The 16,341-nt window shown below is 60.6% G+C and carries 14 protein-coding genes and 6 pseudogenes; 10 read left to right on the forward strand and 10 right to left on the reverse strand.

The annotated features are described in order from the left end of the window. The 4 genes and pseudogenes from BVER_RS32705 to BVER_RS19745 all read left to right on the forward strand — a co-directional run. A pseudogene (locus BVER_RS32705) lies at positions 1-126 on the forward strand (IS5/IS1182 family transposase); the annotation flags it as partial. A 61-nt stretch (positions 127-187) separates the two neighbouring features. Then, positions 188-364, forward strand: a pseudogene (gene sucC, locus BVER_RS19735) (succinate--CoA ligase subunit beta); the annotation flags it as partial. A 32-nt stretch (positions 365-396) separates the two neighbouring features. Then, on the forward strand, positions 397-1,269 hold the full coding sequence (gene sucD, locus BVER_RS19740) for a succinate--CoA ligase subunit alpha (RefSeq protein ID WP_050454751.1): 873 nt from the start codon (positions 397-399) through the stop codon (positions 1,267-1,269). 115 nt (positions 1,270-1,384) lie between these two features. Next, the gene (locus BVER_RS19745; protein WP_157056142.1) at positions 1,385-1,753 is read left to right on the forward strand and encodes a hypothetical protein; all 369 of its coding nucleotides are present in this window, start codon (positions 1,385-1,387) and stop codon (positions 1,751-1,753) included. A 75-nt stretch (positions 1,754-1,828) separates the two neighbouring features. On the opposite strand, the gene BVER_RS19750 is transcribed toward BVER_RS19745, so the two are convergent. The 5 genes and pseudogenes from BVER_RS19750 to oxlT all read right to left on the reverse strand — a co-directional run bounded on the left by BVER_RS19750 (position 1,829) and on the right by oxlT (position 5,897). Then, positions 1,829-2,560 carry a GntR family transcriptional regulator gene (locus tag BVER_RS19750; protein ID WP_050454753.1) on the reverse strand — a complete coding sequence of 244 codons (732 nt, stop codon included), beginning with the start codon at positions 2,558-2,560 and terminating at the stop codon, positions 1,829-1,831. Continuing rightward, positions 2,550-2,771, reverse strand: coding sequence for a hypothetical protein (locus BVER_RS31745; RefSeq protein WP_157056143.1), 222 nt, complete (start codon positions 2,769-2,771; stop codon positions 2,550-2,552). The genes BVER_RS19750 and BVER_RS31745 overlap by 11 nt, the downstream gene beginning before the upstream one ends. 112 nt (positions 2,772-2,883) lie before the next feature. Continuing rightward, on the reverse strand, positions 2,884-3,897 hold the full coding sequence (locus BVER_RS32710) for a 2-dehydropantoate 2-reductase (protein WP_050454761.1): 1,014 nt from the start codon (positions 3,895-3,897) through the stop codon (positions 2,884-2,886). A gap of 126 nt (positions 3,898-4,023) precedes the next feature. Then, a pseudogene (locus BVER_RS32715) lies at positions 4,024-4,548 on the reverse strand (LysR family transcriptional regulator); the annotation flags it as partial. Continuing rightward, positions 4,545-5,897: an oxalate/formate MFS antiporter gene (gene oxlT / locus BVER_RS19760; RefSeq protein ID WP_050454754.1), complete on the reverse strand. Its 1,353-nt coding sequence runs from the start codon at positions 5,895-5,897 to the stop codon at positions 4,545-4,547. The gene oxlT and the pseudogene BVER_RS32715, both read right to left, overlap by 4 nt. A 401-nt stretch (positions 5,898-6,298) precedes the next feature. On the opposite strand from oxlT, the pseudogene BVER_RS19765 reads away from it, so the two are divergent. Beyond that, positions 6,299-7,241: pseudogene (locus BVER_RS19765) on the forward strand (LysR family transcriptional regulator). A 98-nt stretch (positions 7,242-7,339) separates the two neighbouring features. Beyond that, positions 7,340-7,675, forward strand: coding sequence for a hypothetical protein (locus tag BVER_RS19770; RefSeq protein WP_050454755.1), 336 nt, complete (start codon positions 7,340-7,342; stop codon positions 7,673-7,675). 62 nt (positions 7,676-7,737) lie between these two features. On the opposite strand, the pseudogene BVER_RS19775 reads toward BVER_RS19770, so the two are convergent. Together BVER_RS19775 and BVER_RS19780 are read right to left on the reverse strand one after the other, a co-directional pair. Next, positions 7,738-9,160, reverse strand: a pseudogene (locus tag BVER_RS19775) (aldehyde dehydrogenase family protein). 159 nt (positions 9,161-9,319) lie between these two features. Beyond that, entirely contained in the window at positions 9,320-9,832 is a 513-nt protein-coding gene (locus BVER_RS19780; protein WP_050454756.1) for an OmpA family protein, read from the reverse strand. Between the two features lie 370 nt (positions 9,833-10,202). Here BVER_RS19780 and BVER_RS19785 point away from each other — a divergent pair, with 370 nt between their 5' ends. Then, positions 10,203-10,754: an RrF2 family transcriptional regulator gene (locus tag BVER_RS19785; protein ID WP_050454757.1), complete on the forward strand. Its 552-nt coding sequence runs from the start codon at positions 10,203-10,205 to the stop codon at positions 10,752-10,754. Positions 10,755-10,782: 28 nt separating this feature from the next. Here BVER_RS19785 and BVER_RS19790 read toward each other — a convergent pair. From BVER_RS19790 to BVER_RS19795, 3 genes and pseudogenes are all read right to left on the reverse strand, one after another. Continuing rightward, positions 10,783-11,748, reverse strand: a pseudogene (locus BVER_RS19790) (NAD(P)/FAD-dependent oxidoreductase); the annotation flags it as partial. Beyond that, positions 11,670-12,092, reverse strand: coding sequence for a hypothetical protein (locus BVER_RS31750; protein ID WP_198155310.1), 423 nt, complete (start codon positions 12,090-12,092; stop codon positions 11,670-11,672). The gene BVER_RS31750 and the pseudogene BVER_RS19790, both read right to left, overlap by 79 nt. 196 nt (positions 12,093-12,288) lie before the next feature. Continuing rightward, the gene (locus BVER_RS19795) at positions 12,289-12,471 is read right to left on the reverse strand and encodes a hypothetical protein (protein WP_157056145.1); all 183 of its coding nucleotides are present in this window, start codon (positions 12,469-12,471) and stop codon (positions 12,289-12,291) included. 152 nt (positions 12,472-12,623) lie between these two features. Between BVER_RS19795 and xisR the strand changes: the two genes are divergently transcribed. The 3 genes from xisR (at position 12,624) to BVER_RS30410 (ending at position 16,239) form a co-directional block, all read left to right on the forward strand. After that, complete coding sequence (gene xisR, locus BVER_RS19800; RefSeq protein ID WP_050454760.1) at positions 12,624-12,845, forward strand: excisionase family protein; 222 nt, start codon at positions 12,624-12,626, stop codon at positions 12,843-12,845. 88 nt (positions 12,846-12,933) lie between these two features. Beyond that, the gene (locus BVER_RS19805; RefSeq protein ID WP_083452267.1) at positions 12,934-13,764 is read left to right on the forward strand and encodes an Arm DNA-binding domain-containing protein; all 831 of its coding nucleotides are present in this window, start codon (positions 12,934-12,936) and stop codon (positions 13,762-13,764) included. A gap of 828 nt (positions 13,765-14,592) precedes the next feature. Continuing rightward, positions 14,593-16,239, forward strand: a complete 1,647-nt coding sequence (locus tag BVER_RS30410; protein WP_198155311.1) for an ATP-binding protein — start codon at positions 14,593-14,595, stop codon at positions 16,237-16,239. Positions 16,240-16,341: the final 102 nt, after the last annotated feature.

Genomic DNA, 16,341 nt, shown 5'->3' on the forward strand with positions numbered 1-16,341 from the left:
TTCTTTAAGCGTATCAAGCATTTTCGTCGCGTCGCCACTCGATATGACAAACTCGCCCACAGCTACCTCACCTTTGTCTCCATCGTGTCTGCCTTCGGGCCGCTCTTAAATGTAAACAGGACCTAGGCCTTCGCCCCATCAGGCTGGACAGGGGAATTGCACCCCCAAGCTGTTGCGCATGCTCGGCGCACAAATCGAAGCCGCGAAGCACGGGCTCAACTACGTGAAGCTCGACGGCAATATCGGCTGCATGGTGAACGGCGCGGGCCTCGCGATGGCGACGATGGACATCATCAAACTCTGCGGCGGCGATCCGGCGAATTTTCTGGACGTTGGCGGCGGCGCACCGCAGGAACGCGTCGCGATCCGCGCGGTCGCCCAAGGAGAACACGTCAAATGAGCGTCTTGATCAATCAGCACACGAAGGTCATCTGCCAGGGTTTCACCGGCGCGCAAGGCACGTTTCATTCGGAGCAGGCGATCGCCTACGGCACGCGCATGGTCGGCGGCGTGACGCCCGGCAAAGGCGGCACGACGCATCTCGATCTGCCGGTGTTCGATACGGTCGCCGAAGCGGTCGATCGCACCGGCGCGGATGCCAGCGTGATCTACGTGCCGCCGCCCTTCGCCGCCGACGCGATTCTCGAAGCCATCGACGCGCATGTGCCGTTCATCGTCTGCATCACGGAAGGCATTCCGGTGCTCGACATGCTGCGCGTGAAGCGCGCGCTGAGCGGCTCGAACAGCAGGCTCGTCGGGCCGAACTGTCCGGGCGTGATTACGCCGGGACAATACAAGATCGGCATCATGCCGGGGCATATTCATCAGCCGGGCAAAATCGGCGTGGTGTCGCGCTCGGGCACGCTGACTTACGAAGCGGTCGCGCAGACCACGGCCGCCGGGCTCGGGCAGACGACGTGCATCGGTATCGGCGGCGATCCGGTGAACGGGACCAACTTCATCGACTGTCTCGCGCTGTTTCTGGAAGACGATGCGACCGAGGGCATCATCATGATCGGCGAGATCGGCGGATCGGCGGAGGAAGAAGCGGCGCAGTTCCTGAAAGACGCGAAGACGAAGAAGCCCGTGGTCGGCTTTATCGCCGGGACGACCGCGCCGCAGGGACGCCGCATGGGTCACGCGGGCGCGATCATCTCGGGCGGCTCGGGCACGGCGAGCGCGAAGATCGACGCGATGCGATCGGCGGGCATCTATGTCGCCGATTCCCCCGCCGCGCTGGGCGCCACGATGTTGCACGCGATGCGCTGACGCATCCGGCCGCAAGCCGATCGTTCCGCATCGGCTTGCGGCACACTTTTCAACAATTGACGATCGCGCGCGGTGTACACTCGAAAATTATTTTGTGCGTCTGACGTGTGCGCTGATGATCCGTTTGTTTTATATCGCCGTCGCGGCCTTGCTGGTCTCTGTGTGCGTCGAATCGGCCCTGGCGCAATCCGTCCTGCTCACGCCCGCCATCGACGATTCGGCTGATTCAGCTTCCACGCCGCGCTTCCAGAACCAGGTGTCGGCCAACTTCAATCGCGCCGCCAAGCCGTCTGTCGCCGAGCAAGAGTTGAAGCGCGAACGGTGCGCGTTGCTGAAACAATCCCTCGATTGGGCTAAGGACCATCCGTTCGACAGTCCGCGCGTCACGTCGACAGGTAACGGCGTGTCGTCGACGCCGCAAAACGAACTGGAACGGCAAGCCTCGATGCTCGACTGTCCGAAAGATAGCCAGAACACGCAGTAACCGGCAGAACGCCAAAAAAGAAAGGCCGTGCGAGCACAATCGCACGGCCTTTCTTTTTGCCCATCGACGTTCGCGTCAATCCAGAAAATCGCAATTCGCCTCGACGAACGCGGCGAGATCGAGCGAATGCTGTTTCACCAGCCGCTCGACCAGTTCCGTATCGCGCTTTTCCAGCGCCTCGATGATCCGCATATGATCCACGATGGAACGCGACGCGCGATCGCTCTGCGAGATCGTCATCTTACGAATGGCGCGCACGTGGACGAAGATATTCTTGATCGTGTCGAAGATGATCTCCGACTTCGACAGCCGCACGATAGCCGAGTGAAACGCGATATTCGCTTCCGAATACTCGTCGATATGCTCGGCGGGCGTGGAATCGCGGAAGTTGTCGAACATATGGCGCAACTGAGCGATTTCCGCATCCGTCGCGCGCTGCGTGGCGAGGCGCGCCGCCATGCTTTCGAGCGCGGCCCACATGTGGATCATTTCCACGATTTCGCGCTTGGTCTTGCGCAGGATGTACACGCCGCGACGCGGCACCGTGCGCAGAAACCCTTCCTGCTCCAGCAGCGTCATGGCTTCGCGAATGGGCGTGCGCGACACGCCCAGCGCTTCCGTCAGTTCTTTCTCGTCGAGGCGAATTTCTTCCCGCGAACGATAAATGTCCGCTTCCGCGATCGCCTGCCGCAGCTTCGCGTACGCTTGATCGCGCAGCGAAACCGTTGCGCTGATCGGCTGTAGCGACAGCGTCAGCCCGCTCGCGCGAACTTCCGGCCCTTCCAGAGATTGAGTATCAGATGGCATTGATGGCTTGATTTCCCATTTGCGGACGGCCAGCGTCGATGCGCTTGCCCGAGCCGCCGTTCTGATCGTCCGCCGACAAACCGGCGTAACGACCGTGTTTCTGTGCGCGTTGCAGCATGTCCTGCGGCACCGCCGACGCAATCATAAACGTGACGCCCATACCCACGGCAACCAGCGCGAATCCGACAACAACCAACAAGGCGATGCTCATCTGAAGCTCCGGTGAAATCATCAAGAGCCTTCAGTATATGGTGCATCGCAACAGTACGCAACATATTTTGAATCTTGTATATCATAAACAACGCTGGCGTCGTGAGTCCAGTTTAGGCTGCTTTCTGGCTTTGCGGGGCGGGCTGGGCCCGGGCTGTTCCCTGATTGACGCCCTCGCGCAATTTGATCAATGCGAGCACCGCATCGATCATCGGCGTATTGACGTGCACCAACCGGCCGATTTCCTGCACGACGGTCATCAGCGGATCGATTTCCATCGGACGCTTGACTTCGCAATCCATCAGCATCGAGGTCTTGTGCGCGCCGACCGCGCCCGCGCCGTTGATGCGCCGCTCCACGTCAACGCGGAAATTCACGCCGATCTGGTCGCCGATGGCTTTGGCTTCCAGCATCATCTGCTTGGAGAGCGCGCGCGTGCCGGGATCGCTCGTGAGGACGTCGAGCGTCGCGCCGGTCAGCGCGCTGATCGGGTTGAAACACAGATTGCCCCAGAGCTTCAGCCAGATTTCGTCGCGGATGTTGTCGCGCATCGGCGCTTCCATATCGGCGGCGGCCATGATGTCGTGCAGCGCCTGCAAACGCGGCGTGATCTCGCCGCTGGGCTCGCCGATGGGAAACTTCTTGCCGTAGTGATGTTCGATAACGCCCGGCTCCGCGATCTCAGCCGCCGGCAGCAGCACGCAGCCGATCGCGCGTTCCGGCCCGAACACGTCCCATTGCCGTCCGCCCGGATCGACGCTTTGCAGCGCCGTGCCTTCCAGTTCGCCGCAGTGCTTATAGAAGTACCAGTACGGCAGCCCGTTGACGGCCGTGACGATGCTCGTCTCCGGTCCAAGTAGCGGCGGAATCAGATCGACGACGGCGGGAATCGAATGCGCCTTGAGCGCGATGATCACGATGTCCTGCGTGCCCAGCTCAGCGGGATTATTGGTGCATCGCACCTTGACCGCATGTTCTTCGCCGTCGATGCGCAATTTCACGCTGTTCGCCTGCATCGCCGCGAGATGCGGCCCGCGCGCCACGAAACTCACGTCCGCACCGGCACGCGCGAGTTGCGTGCCCATATAGCCGCCGATCGCACCGGCGCCGTACACGCAGATCTTCATGGGTCGTCTCCTGAGGATAGTTGCTTTCGATCCTTCTGATATACAAGATACTATATTCCGTATTGATTCATGCCAAGGTGAAATATACGAGCGAAAACCCGCATGCGCGTGTGGCGGCTCGGCGCTCAGTTCATCGAGGTTGTCCGGCGCGATGACCACGCCCAAGTCCGCTTCGCCCGAGCGCACGAGTTGCAGCACCGCGCTTTGCGGACGATCGATAACGACGACGCTCGTCTCCGGCCAGCGCTCGCGACACGATGCGAGCATCGCGGGCAACACGCTCGCCGTCAGCCCGCAACTGCTCGCGAGATGGACGACGCCCGCCTCGCCGCTCGCTTGCGCATGCGGCCGCAGCGTCGCTTCCAGCTCTTCGACCAGTGGCGCGATGCGCGCCAGCAGCCGGCGCCCGGTATCGGTGAGCGCGACTTGCCGCGTCGTGCGATCGAACAGGCGCAGCGCGATTTCATCCTCGAGTTCGCGGATGCTGCGACTCACCGCCGATTGCGTGATACCGAATTCATCGCCCGCGCGGGTGAAACTGCGATGCCGCGCGAGCGTGACGAACAACCTCAATTGATGCAGGGAGATGCTGAGCGTCGGCGCGGCATGCGCATCGGTGTGCTGCGACGTGCGCATGCCCGCCGTCCTCATTGCACCGATGGCTTGCTCGGCGCATCGCTCCAGCCGGACTGGAACGATGCATCGATCGACGATTGCGCGGCCGACTGCGTAACCGTGTTCTCGATCCAGCGGCGGCGCATCGGCGCGAAGACGAACTTGGCGCACAGGCCCGCCGCGATCGACGTCACCGCCGCCGTGATGAACACCGCGTTCCACGAGCCGATGGCGGCCAGCACCGAGGCGAGTGGCACCAGCATCGACGCGGTGCCTTTCGCCGTGTACAGCGTGCCGGCGTTGGCGGCGGCGTACTTGCTGCCGAAGGTATCCGCGCAGGTCGCCGGGAAGATCGAGAAGATCTCGCCCCAGCACAGGAAGGTCAGCGCCGCAAATAGCATGAACATGTACGGGTTATGGCCGAACTGCATCAGCCCGAGCAGCGCCACGCCTTCGCCGAGAAAGATGATGAACATCGTGTTCTCGCGGCCGATCTTGTCCGAGATAAAGCCGCATAACGGACGCGTGAAGCCGTTGCAGAGGTTGTCGATGGACAGCGTCATCTCCAGCAGCGGCAGCGTCACGCCGAGCAGACTCACCGGCATCTTGGCGAAGCCGTATTCCTTCGCTATCGGCCCGAACTGCGCGGTCGCGATCACGCCGCCCGCCGCCACCGCGACGAACATCAGATACAGCACCCAGAAGATCGGCGCGCGCACCATCTGTCCGGTCGTGTAGTCGATCTTGGTCGAGACCACGCGCTTGGCCGGCACGACGTTCGCGGGCGGCTTCGGGCGAACCAGCATCAACGCGAGCACGAAGATGATCACGCCCTGCAGAATGCCGAAGAACATGAACGCGCTTTCGTATCCCGACTTCTGGATCATGTTGGAAATCGGAATGACCGTGACCGCCGCGCCCGCGCCGATGCCCGCGGCCGTCATGCCGGCGGCGAGACCGTGCTTGTCCGGAAACCATTTCAACGCGGTGCCGACGCAGGTTCCGTACACGCAGCCCGCGCCGATGCCCGCGACCACTGCCGCGATATAGAGATGAACCAGCGTGGTGGCGTGCGCGTCGATGATCCAGCCGATCGCCGCGCAGATCGCGCCGCCCATCACGACCGGACGCGGCCCGAACTTGTCGACGAGCCAGCCTTCGATCGGCACGAGCCAGGTTTCGGTGACGATGAAAATCGTGAACGCGGTTTGAATCGCCGCTTGTCCCCAATGGTGTTTCGCATCCATCGGTACGACGAATAAAGTCCACGCGTATTGAAGATTGGCGACCAGCCCCATGCAAATGATGCCGATCACCAACTGGACCCACCTGTTATGACGACGCCCGTGCGACTGCCCGGACACCATCGTGTCTGCGCTTGCCATGTCTGTCTCCGTTATGTCTTCTCAGCGCTCGTACGGCGCTTGATGTCGTGCGAGAAACCGGCGCGGTGCGTCGGCGGCGAGGCGGTCGGTCAGGGGAAATGCTCGGTCCATGCGGCGTGCGCATGCGGCCGTTTGTCCATCAGGGCGATGGATTTGCACATCTGGCAAGCATCCGCGTCAGGCGATCGAAGAATCATTTTCAAGCGATTCCCAATAGAGTCCGGATGGGCTTGAGCGTCGCGTCGGGGCACGCGATGCGCCTTACTACGTGCTGCATGTCCGCTTACAGCATCACAACTCAAGAGGACATGAAAGCATCGTGCTGGAGAAAAACGATTAAGGAAAGTTAGAAAAAATTATTGTATAAATTCATTATCGTGAATGGATGAGGACTCGCCGTGCTGCGTAACGCAACCCTGCGTCAATTGAAGATCTTCGAAACCGTAGCGCGCCGTTTGAGATTTTCCCGCGCGGCGGAAGAGCTCTATCTCACGCAACCGGCCGTCTCCACGCAGGTGAAGCAGCTCGAAGAACACGCGGGTTTGCCCTTGTTCGAACAGCTCGGCAAGCGCATCTTCCTGACGGTGGCCGGTAACGAAATGCCACTACAGCCGCGCCATTCTCGACCAGTTCCGCGAAGCCGACGACGCGATGGCGCGCCTCAAAGGCATCTCCGGCGGCACGCTCAACGTCGCCGTGATCAGCGCGGGCAATTACTTCTTTCCTCGCCTTCTGGCCGCCTTCACGCGACGCAATACCGATGTGCGGCTCAATCTCGCCGTGCATAACCGCGAGGAATTGCTGCATCAGTTATCCGACAATCTCACCGATCTCGCGGTGATGGTTCGTCCGCCGCACGAGCTCGATACCGAGAACATTTCCTTCGCGCCGCATCCGTATGTGATCGTCGCGCCGCCGGATCATCCGCTGGTCGGACGCAAGGACGTGCCGCTCGAAGCGCTCGCGGATGAGCCGTTCATCGTGCGCGAGCGCGGGTCGGATACATGGAATTCGATGGAAGAAGGCTTCGCGGGCCGCCTCACGAACCTCAACATCGCGATGGAAATCACCAGCACGGAAACCATCAAGCAGGCGGTGATTGCGGGCATGGGTCTGAGCTTTCTGTCGGCGCATACGATCAGCATGGAGTTGCAGGTCGGCAAGCTCGCGGTGCTGGATATCGAGGGTTTTCCCGTGATGCTCAACTGGTATGTCGTGCATCGACATCACAAGCGGCTGCCGCCGGTCGCGCTCGCGTTCAAGCATTTCCTCGTCGAAGAAGGCGCGGCGCAGATCGAAGCGATCACGCAGATCGTCGCCACGACCGGTAAGCCGAACGCATAAGAAAAACCGAATACATACTCGAAGAAAGTTTGACTGTTCTGTATGGATGGCTTGGCCTACTCTGCCTGAAAGCCCCCACGGCCATTCAGGAGACGAACATGATCCACACGCAAAGCGACGACCGCGAAGACCACGCGCAAGTGTGCGCGTTCAACACGGCATTCGAAGAACTCGATCTGATGTTTCGATGGGATGCCGAGACGTATCGCTCGCTGGCATCGGCGGACAGCGATTACGGCAAGATCGCGCAGTACATCGAGACGCATTCGCCGCATCTGCTCAAGGCGTATAGCGCGGAGTTTCTGTGCCAGGCGATCGTCGAACGCAAGAATTCGACGATCGATTCGTGCCGGCAAAACACGGTTCAGTATGAAGACAGCACGCAGCGCGCCAAGCTCTGGCGTGCCCGCGACGAGGAATCGGCGCGCGTCTGAGCGTTCGACGATCGGGCAATTAAAAGGGCGATTCGGGATTCCGAATCGCCCTTTTCTATTTACTACGACGCCAGCGATACCCAAACGGCCTTAGGCTCGGTGAAGTTCTCGATGGCAACATCTCCATGCTCGCGGCCGAAACCCGAATCGCCCGCGCCGCCCCAGGGCAGACGCACGTCCGTATAGCCGTAGGTATTGACCCAGACCGTGCCGGCGCGCAGTTCCGCCGCCATCCGATGCACGCGTCCGATATCCGCGCTCCACACGCCCGCGGCCAGACTGAACGCCGTGCCGTTGGCGATGCGAATGGCGTCGGCTTCGTCATCGAACGGAATGACGCTCGCCACCGGTCCGAAGATCTCTTCCTGCGAGATACGCATTTCGTGCGCGACGTTCGCGAAAACCGTCGGCTCGACAAAATACCCGCGATCGCCGATGCGCCGTCCGCCCGTCACCAGCGACGCGCCCTCGCTCCTGCCGATATCCACGTAATCGAGCACGGTTTTCATCTGCTTGGCGGAGATGACCGGGCCCATATTGGTCTCGCGCTTCGACGGATCGCCGAGCTTGATGGTGCGCGCGCGTTGCGCCAGCCGCTCGACGACATCGTCGTACACGGCGCGCTGCGCGAGAATGCGTGAACCGGCCGAACAGACCTGCCCCGCGTTGAAGAAGATGCCGGACGCCGCCGCGCGCACGGCGCTGTCGATATTGGCATCCGCGAAAATCACGTTGGCGGACTTGCCGCCCAACTCGAGCGTGACGCGCTTGAAGTTGCCCGCCGCGCCCGACCGACGGCGACCCGGTAAACGTCACCTTGTCGATGCCCGGATGCGCGACCAGCGCATCGCCGACGACCGAACCCTTGCCCGTCACGATATTCAGCACGCCGGCTTCGAGCGCGAGGCGGCCGATCATCAGCGCGGACAGCGGCGTGATCTCGGCGGGCTTGACGATCAGCGTGCAACCGCAGGCGAGCGCGGGCGCGATCTTCCACATGCCGATCATCAGCGGGAAATTCCACGGCACGATCGCCGCGACGACGCCGACCGGTTCGCGCACCGTGTAGGTCAGCGCATCGGGACGCGCGGGCACGACCTGGCCGTTGATCTTGTCGCACCATCCGGCGTAATAGGCGAGCATATCGATGGCGGCTGGCACGTCCTGACGCTGCACTGCGGCAATCGGCTTGCCGCCGTCGAGACTTTCCAGCGCGGCGAGTTCTTCCTGATTGTCGCGCAGCAGATCGGCGAGCTTCATCAGGATGCGTCCGCGTTCCGCCGCGCGGATGGCGTTCCACGGCTTGAGCGCCGCGCGCGCCGCGAGCACGGCCCGATCGACATCGGCGGACGTGCTTTGCGCGACATGCGCGATGGTGTTTTCGGTGGCGGGATCGAGGTTGTTCGAATATTCGCCGCCGCCCGGCGCGACGAACTCGCCGTTGATCAGCAACTCGTAGCGCTTCACATCCGCTGTGCTTTCCATGTCTCGCTCCGTTTATAGTCGAATCGCTCCATGGTGGGACAGAACATCTATCCACGAAAGCAAAAGATTTTTATTGTTTGTATAGAGCGTGGTGTATGGGTGGATATAGCGGGCGATTTTTTAATGCCCTGGACGGCACCGCCCATGGCACAGATGGCCTTAGTGCTTCGACTTGCCCATGATCGCATCGAGCGATTCGCCGATCACGAGAATTTCCGTGCGACGGTTCTTTGCCTGACCTTCCGGCGTGTCGTTGCTGGCTGCCGGACGATCGTAGGCGAAGCCCTTCGTCGTGATGCGCGACGCGACGATGCCGCGCTGTTCGAGCGCGCCGGCAACCGTTTGCGCGCGAGCTTCGGACAGCGCCTGATTGTATTCGTGCGTGCCGGTGTTGTCCGTGTGGCCTTCGACGATCACCGACTTCGTGCTGCGCTTGAGCAGCACGACCGCGCGGTTGATGGCCGGACCGGAATCCGCGCGCAACGCCGACTTGTCGAAGTCGAACAGCACGCGATCCGGCAGACGCACCTGCACGCCTTCCTTGATCTGCGACACTTCGATACCGACTTGCTGATTGAGCGCGGTCTCCTGATCGCGATTCGGACCGCTCGCGCAGGCCGACAACAGCGTGATGGACAACGCACAAGTGGCGATGGACAAGACGTTCTTCATGTTTTTTTACTTTCTAGCTAGTGGATAAATCGTTGGCGCGACGCGCTTTCGCTCGATCGCACCGACATGGCGCGGCAGGATGCAGCGAACCAAGCATGTTTCGTGTGATTCGGCGACGCGTTCTTGCGTGAGCATCGATCGCGGCGAATCGCACTCTATCGCGTTGCAAGCCGTCTTTACGCGCAAATGCGGCGAAGTGAAAAATTTTGACAAGCTGGTTGATTTCGTCTTTCGGTCGAGGTTGAGCGAGCGAATTTTCAATCGTGAAACTTTATTACGCATTTCGAATTCTTTTTATTCGACTAAGGCAGGCTTGTGCCCACAAAGACGCGACAAGGTACCATTCGTCTTTTACCCGATTGAAACTGCTATGGCTTACTTCAGCGCCGGCGTCGAATACGCTCTGCACTGTTTGCTGTGGATCGCCCGTCCGATGCACGCGCGCCCCAGCAGCCGCGATCTCGCGGAACTACAGGGCGTGCCCGTCGCTTACATGGCGAAGATTTTTCCGAAGCTGGAAAAGGCCGGCATTCTGCAGGCGTCGGAAGGCATTCGCGGCGGATATGCGCTCGCGCGGCCGGCAAACCGGATCAGCGTGCTGGACGTGGCCGATGCAATCGATGGCGAGAAGCAGTTATTCGATTGCCAGGAAGTGCGCGGACGATGCGCGCTGTTCGAAGGCGATGCGCCGAAATGGGCGAGCAACGGCGTCTGCGAAATTCACGCCGTGATGCTGCGCGCGGAGAAATTGATGCGCGAAGAGTTGGCCGCGACGACGCTCGCCGCTCTAAACGACGGCGTCGCGAAAAAGGAACCGGCGCGGTTCGCGCATAGCGTGGTGGACTGGTTCGACGCGCGCTCCGACGCGCGCGACCAGGCGCGTCAGGAGGGCGTCATGAATCGCAAGAGCAAGGCTCGGTGAGCGCTGCTCTGCGCTTCGATCCGCGTGTTTAGACTAGACGACGCGTGGGATCGGCCGCGGCAAACGCTTCGGCAAGATCCGCACGCGGCGGATAAATCCAGATCGTGTTGATCTGCCGCTTGAGGTCCTTGGCCTCCTTGCCCGCGAGTTTGACCTTGCGATCCCAGCCTTCGGTCAGCACGGCGCCCCACGGACCGAGATCCAGACAGGTGACGTAGCCGACCTGATCGTACGGAATGATGGCGATATCGAGCAAATCGGCCGCTGCGTTGTGGCCTGCCGAGCGACCGAGATTCATCGCGTGTTGGCAGGACATCAGCGCGTGATTGCCGTTGTCGTCGGTGGCAGCGAACGCCGTATCGCCGGCCGCGAAGATTCGATCCTGACCGACGACGCGCAATTCAGGCGTCACATGCAGACGGCCCTGCCGATCGCGCTCGGCGTCGATCTGTTGCGTGAGTTCGTTCGCCTGCAGGCCGGCCGTCCAGATGACCGTCGCGCCGTCGATGCGCGAACCATCGGCCAGAAGCACGCCGTTCGCATCGATCGATGCGACGCCCGCGCCGAGTTTCAACGTGACGCCGAGTTCTCGCAGCGCGTCTTCGATCACCGGACGCGGCCCCGGCCCGAGGTCTGGACCAATCACATCCGCCCGCTCGACGACGATGACGTTCACATGCGCGTCGGTGCCGAGGACTTGCCGCAAACGTGCCGGCATTTCCGCTGCGGTTTCGATCCCCGTGAATCCGCCGCCTGCGATGACGACGGTATTGCGCGCGGGCGTATCGGGACGATCGGCGAGACCGTCGAGATGGCGTTGCAGGTTCTGCGCGGCGGCAAGCGTGTCGTTGTTGAACGTGTGCGCATCGAGGCCGGGGATGTCGGGTTTCGCGAGTTTGCTTCCGGTTACGAGAATCAGTCGATCGTAATCGATCGATGCTTCTTCTCCATGCGTGTTTCGATAGATGACGCGGTTGTTCGCGACGTCGATCTTGTTCGCGTATCATCGGTCACATCAACCAGTAGAGGACCTCGTTCAGCCTCGCCCGGCAAATCTTGCCAAAGCCAGCGACGCGAGGTCAGAGGGCTGATCTCACGAACCAGATCGACCACGCCCGGTGCGACGGCTAAGTTCTCGCTGGCGTCGGGCGGGGATGGTCGATACGCCCAGTCCTCCAGTGCGCGCGTATGCAGCAGCAGATATAGATGCGGCGCACTCGGAAAGTCATTTGGCGGCAAACCGTCACCTAGCATTTCAGACACCCCAGAACTTGGCTCGACTATTGGCATACTCATCGCCCATGCCCCTTCATGCACGGACAGTCTGCCAAAAGGCATGTCCCATCGGGCTGCTTGCCGCACAGTCGATCCAGAGGTTTGCCCGATGCCGGCGTGCCTTTCATTGCAAAGCTATTGCCCGCTCCACTACCCGGATTGGTCATCGGCCCCTTGAGCTTGATCGCGATGCCTTCGATCGTGACGCCGGCGCTGTCGATCGTGATCGTGCCGCCTGACGAGGGATTTCGTCATCATCTCACTCACCAGTTCGGACTGGCGCAGTCTGCGCAAGGTCGAACGGGATCTGGAGCATCTCGAAGCGGGCGACGGCTATCTGCAGCGTGCGGCCCAGCGGCGAGCTCAGAACGAGGCCGATAAGCAGGCTGGTCATGGCATGACGTCCGGCGACGTCAAAGCGTTTCTTGAGGCCATCGCTCACCACGCAGACCCCAAAGCAACACGTGCGCCTACGAGTGGATGTTCGTCGCACACGACGCTACAGTGCGACCGCGCTTCACCCACACGGGGACAGCGGCGGGAACTTCAGATATGCAGGTGCCTGTTTCGGTGAACAGATAAGGATGACTAACGATGCATTCGAACCATCCCAAGCTAGCGAGAAGAACGGCGCCCGCCCCTTACGTGACCGTGGCGCGTGCCGCCGAGCTTACCGGGCTCTCCGAGAAAGCCATCCGCCGCAAGATCGAGGACGGCAAGTGGATCGAAGGCCGCGAATACCGCCGCGCGCCCGATGGCGGCATCTTCATTTCAATGACCGGATTTCAAGAATGGCTAAAACAACGGGAGGCGTAGAAGTTCGCGCCGCCTCCATTCGCCTGAGCTTCACCGCACTTGGCGCGCGCTATCGGCGCACGCTGACGATCGAGGGTGCGGCTGGGCTGTGCTGCCGACGCCTTCGAACATCAAATACGCCAATCGCCTCATCGTCGAGATCTGCGATCGTATCAAGGCGGGTACCTTCAGCATGGCGGAGTACTTTCCTGAAGAGATGACGTCGGTAATTGTGCCGGCACCCAAAGAGGAGCCCGCTCAGGAGCCCGTGGAACAAGCTCCCGTCGAACCGCCGCCGGTGAAATCGGCTGAAGCGTCGACGCCGAAACGCCGAGAGAAAAAAGCGCCCGAACTCACCATCGAAGGATGGCCCACGCAATGGCTCGGCATGACCCGTATCGAGACCTCCACGCGCATCGGCTACGACGCCGCCGTCAAGTTCTGGATCCGCGCCTCGTACGACGATCGCAATCGCCGGTTAGGCACATTGTCGCTCGCCTCGCTCAAGCTCTCAGATGTGCTGACCGCGATCGCCAGCCGACGCGAACTCTCGGGCAAAACCATCAACAATTACGTGTCGGTGCTGCGCTTGGCGCTGAGCGTGGCGGTCGCCGACAAGTTGATGTCGACCAACGTCGCGGAGGCCGTGACCCGTGCCAAGCATCAGCGTCAGGCCACTGACCCGTTCTCGCGCGAGGAATCCGAAGCGATTATCGCGGAGGCCGCCGCCGTCGATCCGCAGATCCACAATTACATCGAGTTCTGGTTCTGGTCGGGGCTGCGCACGTCGGAAATCAATGGGCTGAGTGGCGTTATGTCGACTTTCGCGACAACACCATCGCGATCGAGCGCGTGCTGGTGGCCGGGGAAGAGAAGAACCGCACCAAGACGGCGGAGGCGCGCCTGGTGCGCCTCAATAGCCGGTCGTACGCGGCGCTGACGCGGCAGCGCGCCTTCACCCAAGTGGCCGGTGGACGGGTGTTTCGGGATCCGCGCACGAGCAAGCCATGGCACAGCGAGGAGGCGTTTCAACGGGTCTTCTGGGCGCGAATCTTGAAGCGCCTCGGCATCCGTTATCGCCGCCCGTACAACATGCGGCATTGTATGCGACGAGCATGCTGATGGCCGGCATGACGCCTGCGTTCTGCGCGCGCCAGTTGGGTCACACGGTCGAGATGTTCGCACACCTACGCGAAGTGGATCGACGGCAGTCAGAACGATGCCGAGATGGCCCGATTGGAGAATGCACTGATCGGTCCTAACGCGATCATCAGTAGCTTTTTATGCATTTCATCGTCCGCTGAATCGACCCGCTAGCGCGCGGCCGCCTGATATTTTTACGAGCAAGTTCAGTCGGTCAGAGCCTTGACTATTCTCATTGCGACCCTGAGTTCCCTGCTCGCGGCCAAGTGTGAGCGACTCGTAGCCGGTGTTGTCTGCAAACTGCGCGATAATCGCTAAGTCGTGAGTGGCTTTGCGGCTAATTCAGTGTTCGTCAAAGCAAGCGCACTCCGTTAGCTGACGCGGATGCTCTCTGGGCAAACACCGGATCGAAAACAATCGAGAATTTAAGGGAACGAAATGACGAGACCAAAACGGAAGCCGGACGACTCGATGGGCTCACTCTTTGAAGAAAACTACCTTGTCCGTACGTTGGGTCATATCGCTCACGATCCGGAGGTCGCGCTCACTGAGCTGGTGGCTAACGCTTGGGATGCCGGAGCATCATTGGTCGATCTAACTATTCCACCAATGCGTGACCATCGTCTTGACAGTTCAAGACGATGGTCACGGCATGACTGCAGCGCACTTCAAAGCGCGTTGGATGAAACTTGGCTATGACCGGACAAAGCATCAGGGCTCGGGCGTGGAGTTCCCGCCAGAGCGAAAAGGGTGGCGGCGGCGGGCCTATGGGCGCAATGGCGTCGGACGGCATGGCTTATTGTGTTTTGCGGACCAATATTCGGTAGAAACGTGGCGCGAGGACAAAGGCGCCAGTTTTGACATCGGCACGCAAGGGCAGGAGTCGCCCTTTAAGATTGAGAAGGAAGGTGCCTTCTTGAGAGCGGGCCATGGAACGAGACTCTCGGTAATTGTTGAGCGACATCTGCCCGACCCGGACCGGATCCGGGAAATCCTGTCCGCCCGCTTCTTGCATGATCCGCAGTTCGTTGTACGAGTCAATGCTCAGTCCGTCGAATTGGCCGACCAAACGGGGCTCATCGAGCGAATGGACCTTTCGATCGACGGGTGTCCGCCGGCGGAGGCCTACGTCGTGGACTCAACGCGAGTTGCCAAGTCGACGATCTACCAAGGGATCGCCTTCTGGGTAAATGGTCGATTGGTCGGCACTCCCGGTTGGATCGTTGGGTCTGAGGCGGTCCTTGACGGTCGCGCTCGATTTGCGAAACGCTATTCAATTGTAGTCAAGACCAGCGATAGCTGGATGTCAGCAATCGAGCCTGACTGGGCGCGATTCAAGCCTGGGCCAAACGTGGATGCGCTATTCGTGGTGGTTAGGCGATATGTCCAAGGCGTGTTCGCGTCGTTGTCTTCCACTCTTGTTGAGGAGAGTTCGGAAGACGCGCTTATTCGCAATCGCGAACAGTTTAAAGAGCTTTCGCCACTCGGTCGCGCTGAGGTGGCAACCTTCGCACGCGAGTTGGTGAAGACCACGCCCACGGTCTCCCAAGACGTGCTTTCCGCTGCGGTTCAGGCTCTGATCAATTTGGAAAAAGCACGCGGTGGTGCCGCTCTGCTTGAAAAGCTCACCAAGCTTGACGAATCGGACATCGATGGACTCGACCGCCTTCTGGGTCAGTGGACCGTCCGCGACGCTTTATCGGTGCTTGATGAGATCGATCATCGCCTGGCCGTGCTGGCGGCCATAGAAAAGCTGTGCGGAGACGAAACTACGGACGAACTGCACACGCTACATCCCTTGGTCACGCAAGCTCGCTGGCTATTTGGGCCAGAATTTGACAGTAACGAATATACGTCGAATATCAGCCTGCGCACGGCTGCCGAGAAGATCTTCAAGAAGAGATTGTCCGCCGACGCGTTCACCAACGCCAAACAACGCCCGGACATCGTGGTGCTCACTGATGCGACGTGTTCAATCTACGGCACCGAGGGATTTGACCCAGCTGATCCGACACTCACGCACATTCAAAACGTGCTGATCATCGAACTCAATAAGGGGAAGTCCGCGATCGGGCGCGAAGAAATGAATCAGGCCGACGGTTATGTGCAGGATTTTCTTGGCAGCGGCGCACTCGATGGCACTCCGATGTTCAGGGCCTTTGTGGTAGGGCACGAAATCGCCGCGAAGACAACGCGTGAGAAGGAGCTCAAAGAGGAAGGCGTTTTGCGCGGTCGGGTTCGGGCTGTTACGTCGTCTGGCCTGCAAAATTGAATTTGCCGGAATGGACCCGACGACGCAGTCTGGTGCAGACGTAAACGCACATCTCAGCCAGGTCTGCAGCGCACGAGTAGAGGTTGAGGCATGACGTTGAGC

It is taken from the genome of Candidatus Burkholderia verschuerenii (assembly GCF_001189365.1).
GTDB classification, from domain to species: domain Bacteria; phylum Pseudomonadota; class Gammaproteobacteria; order Burkholderiales; family Burkholderiaceae; genus Caballeronia; species Caballeronia verschuerenii.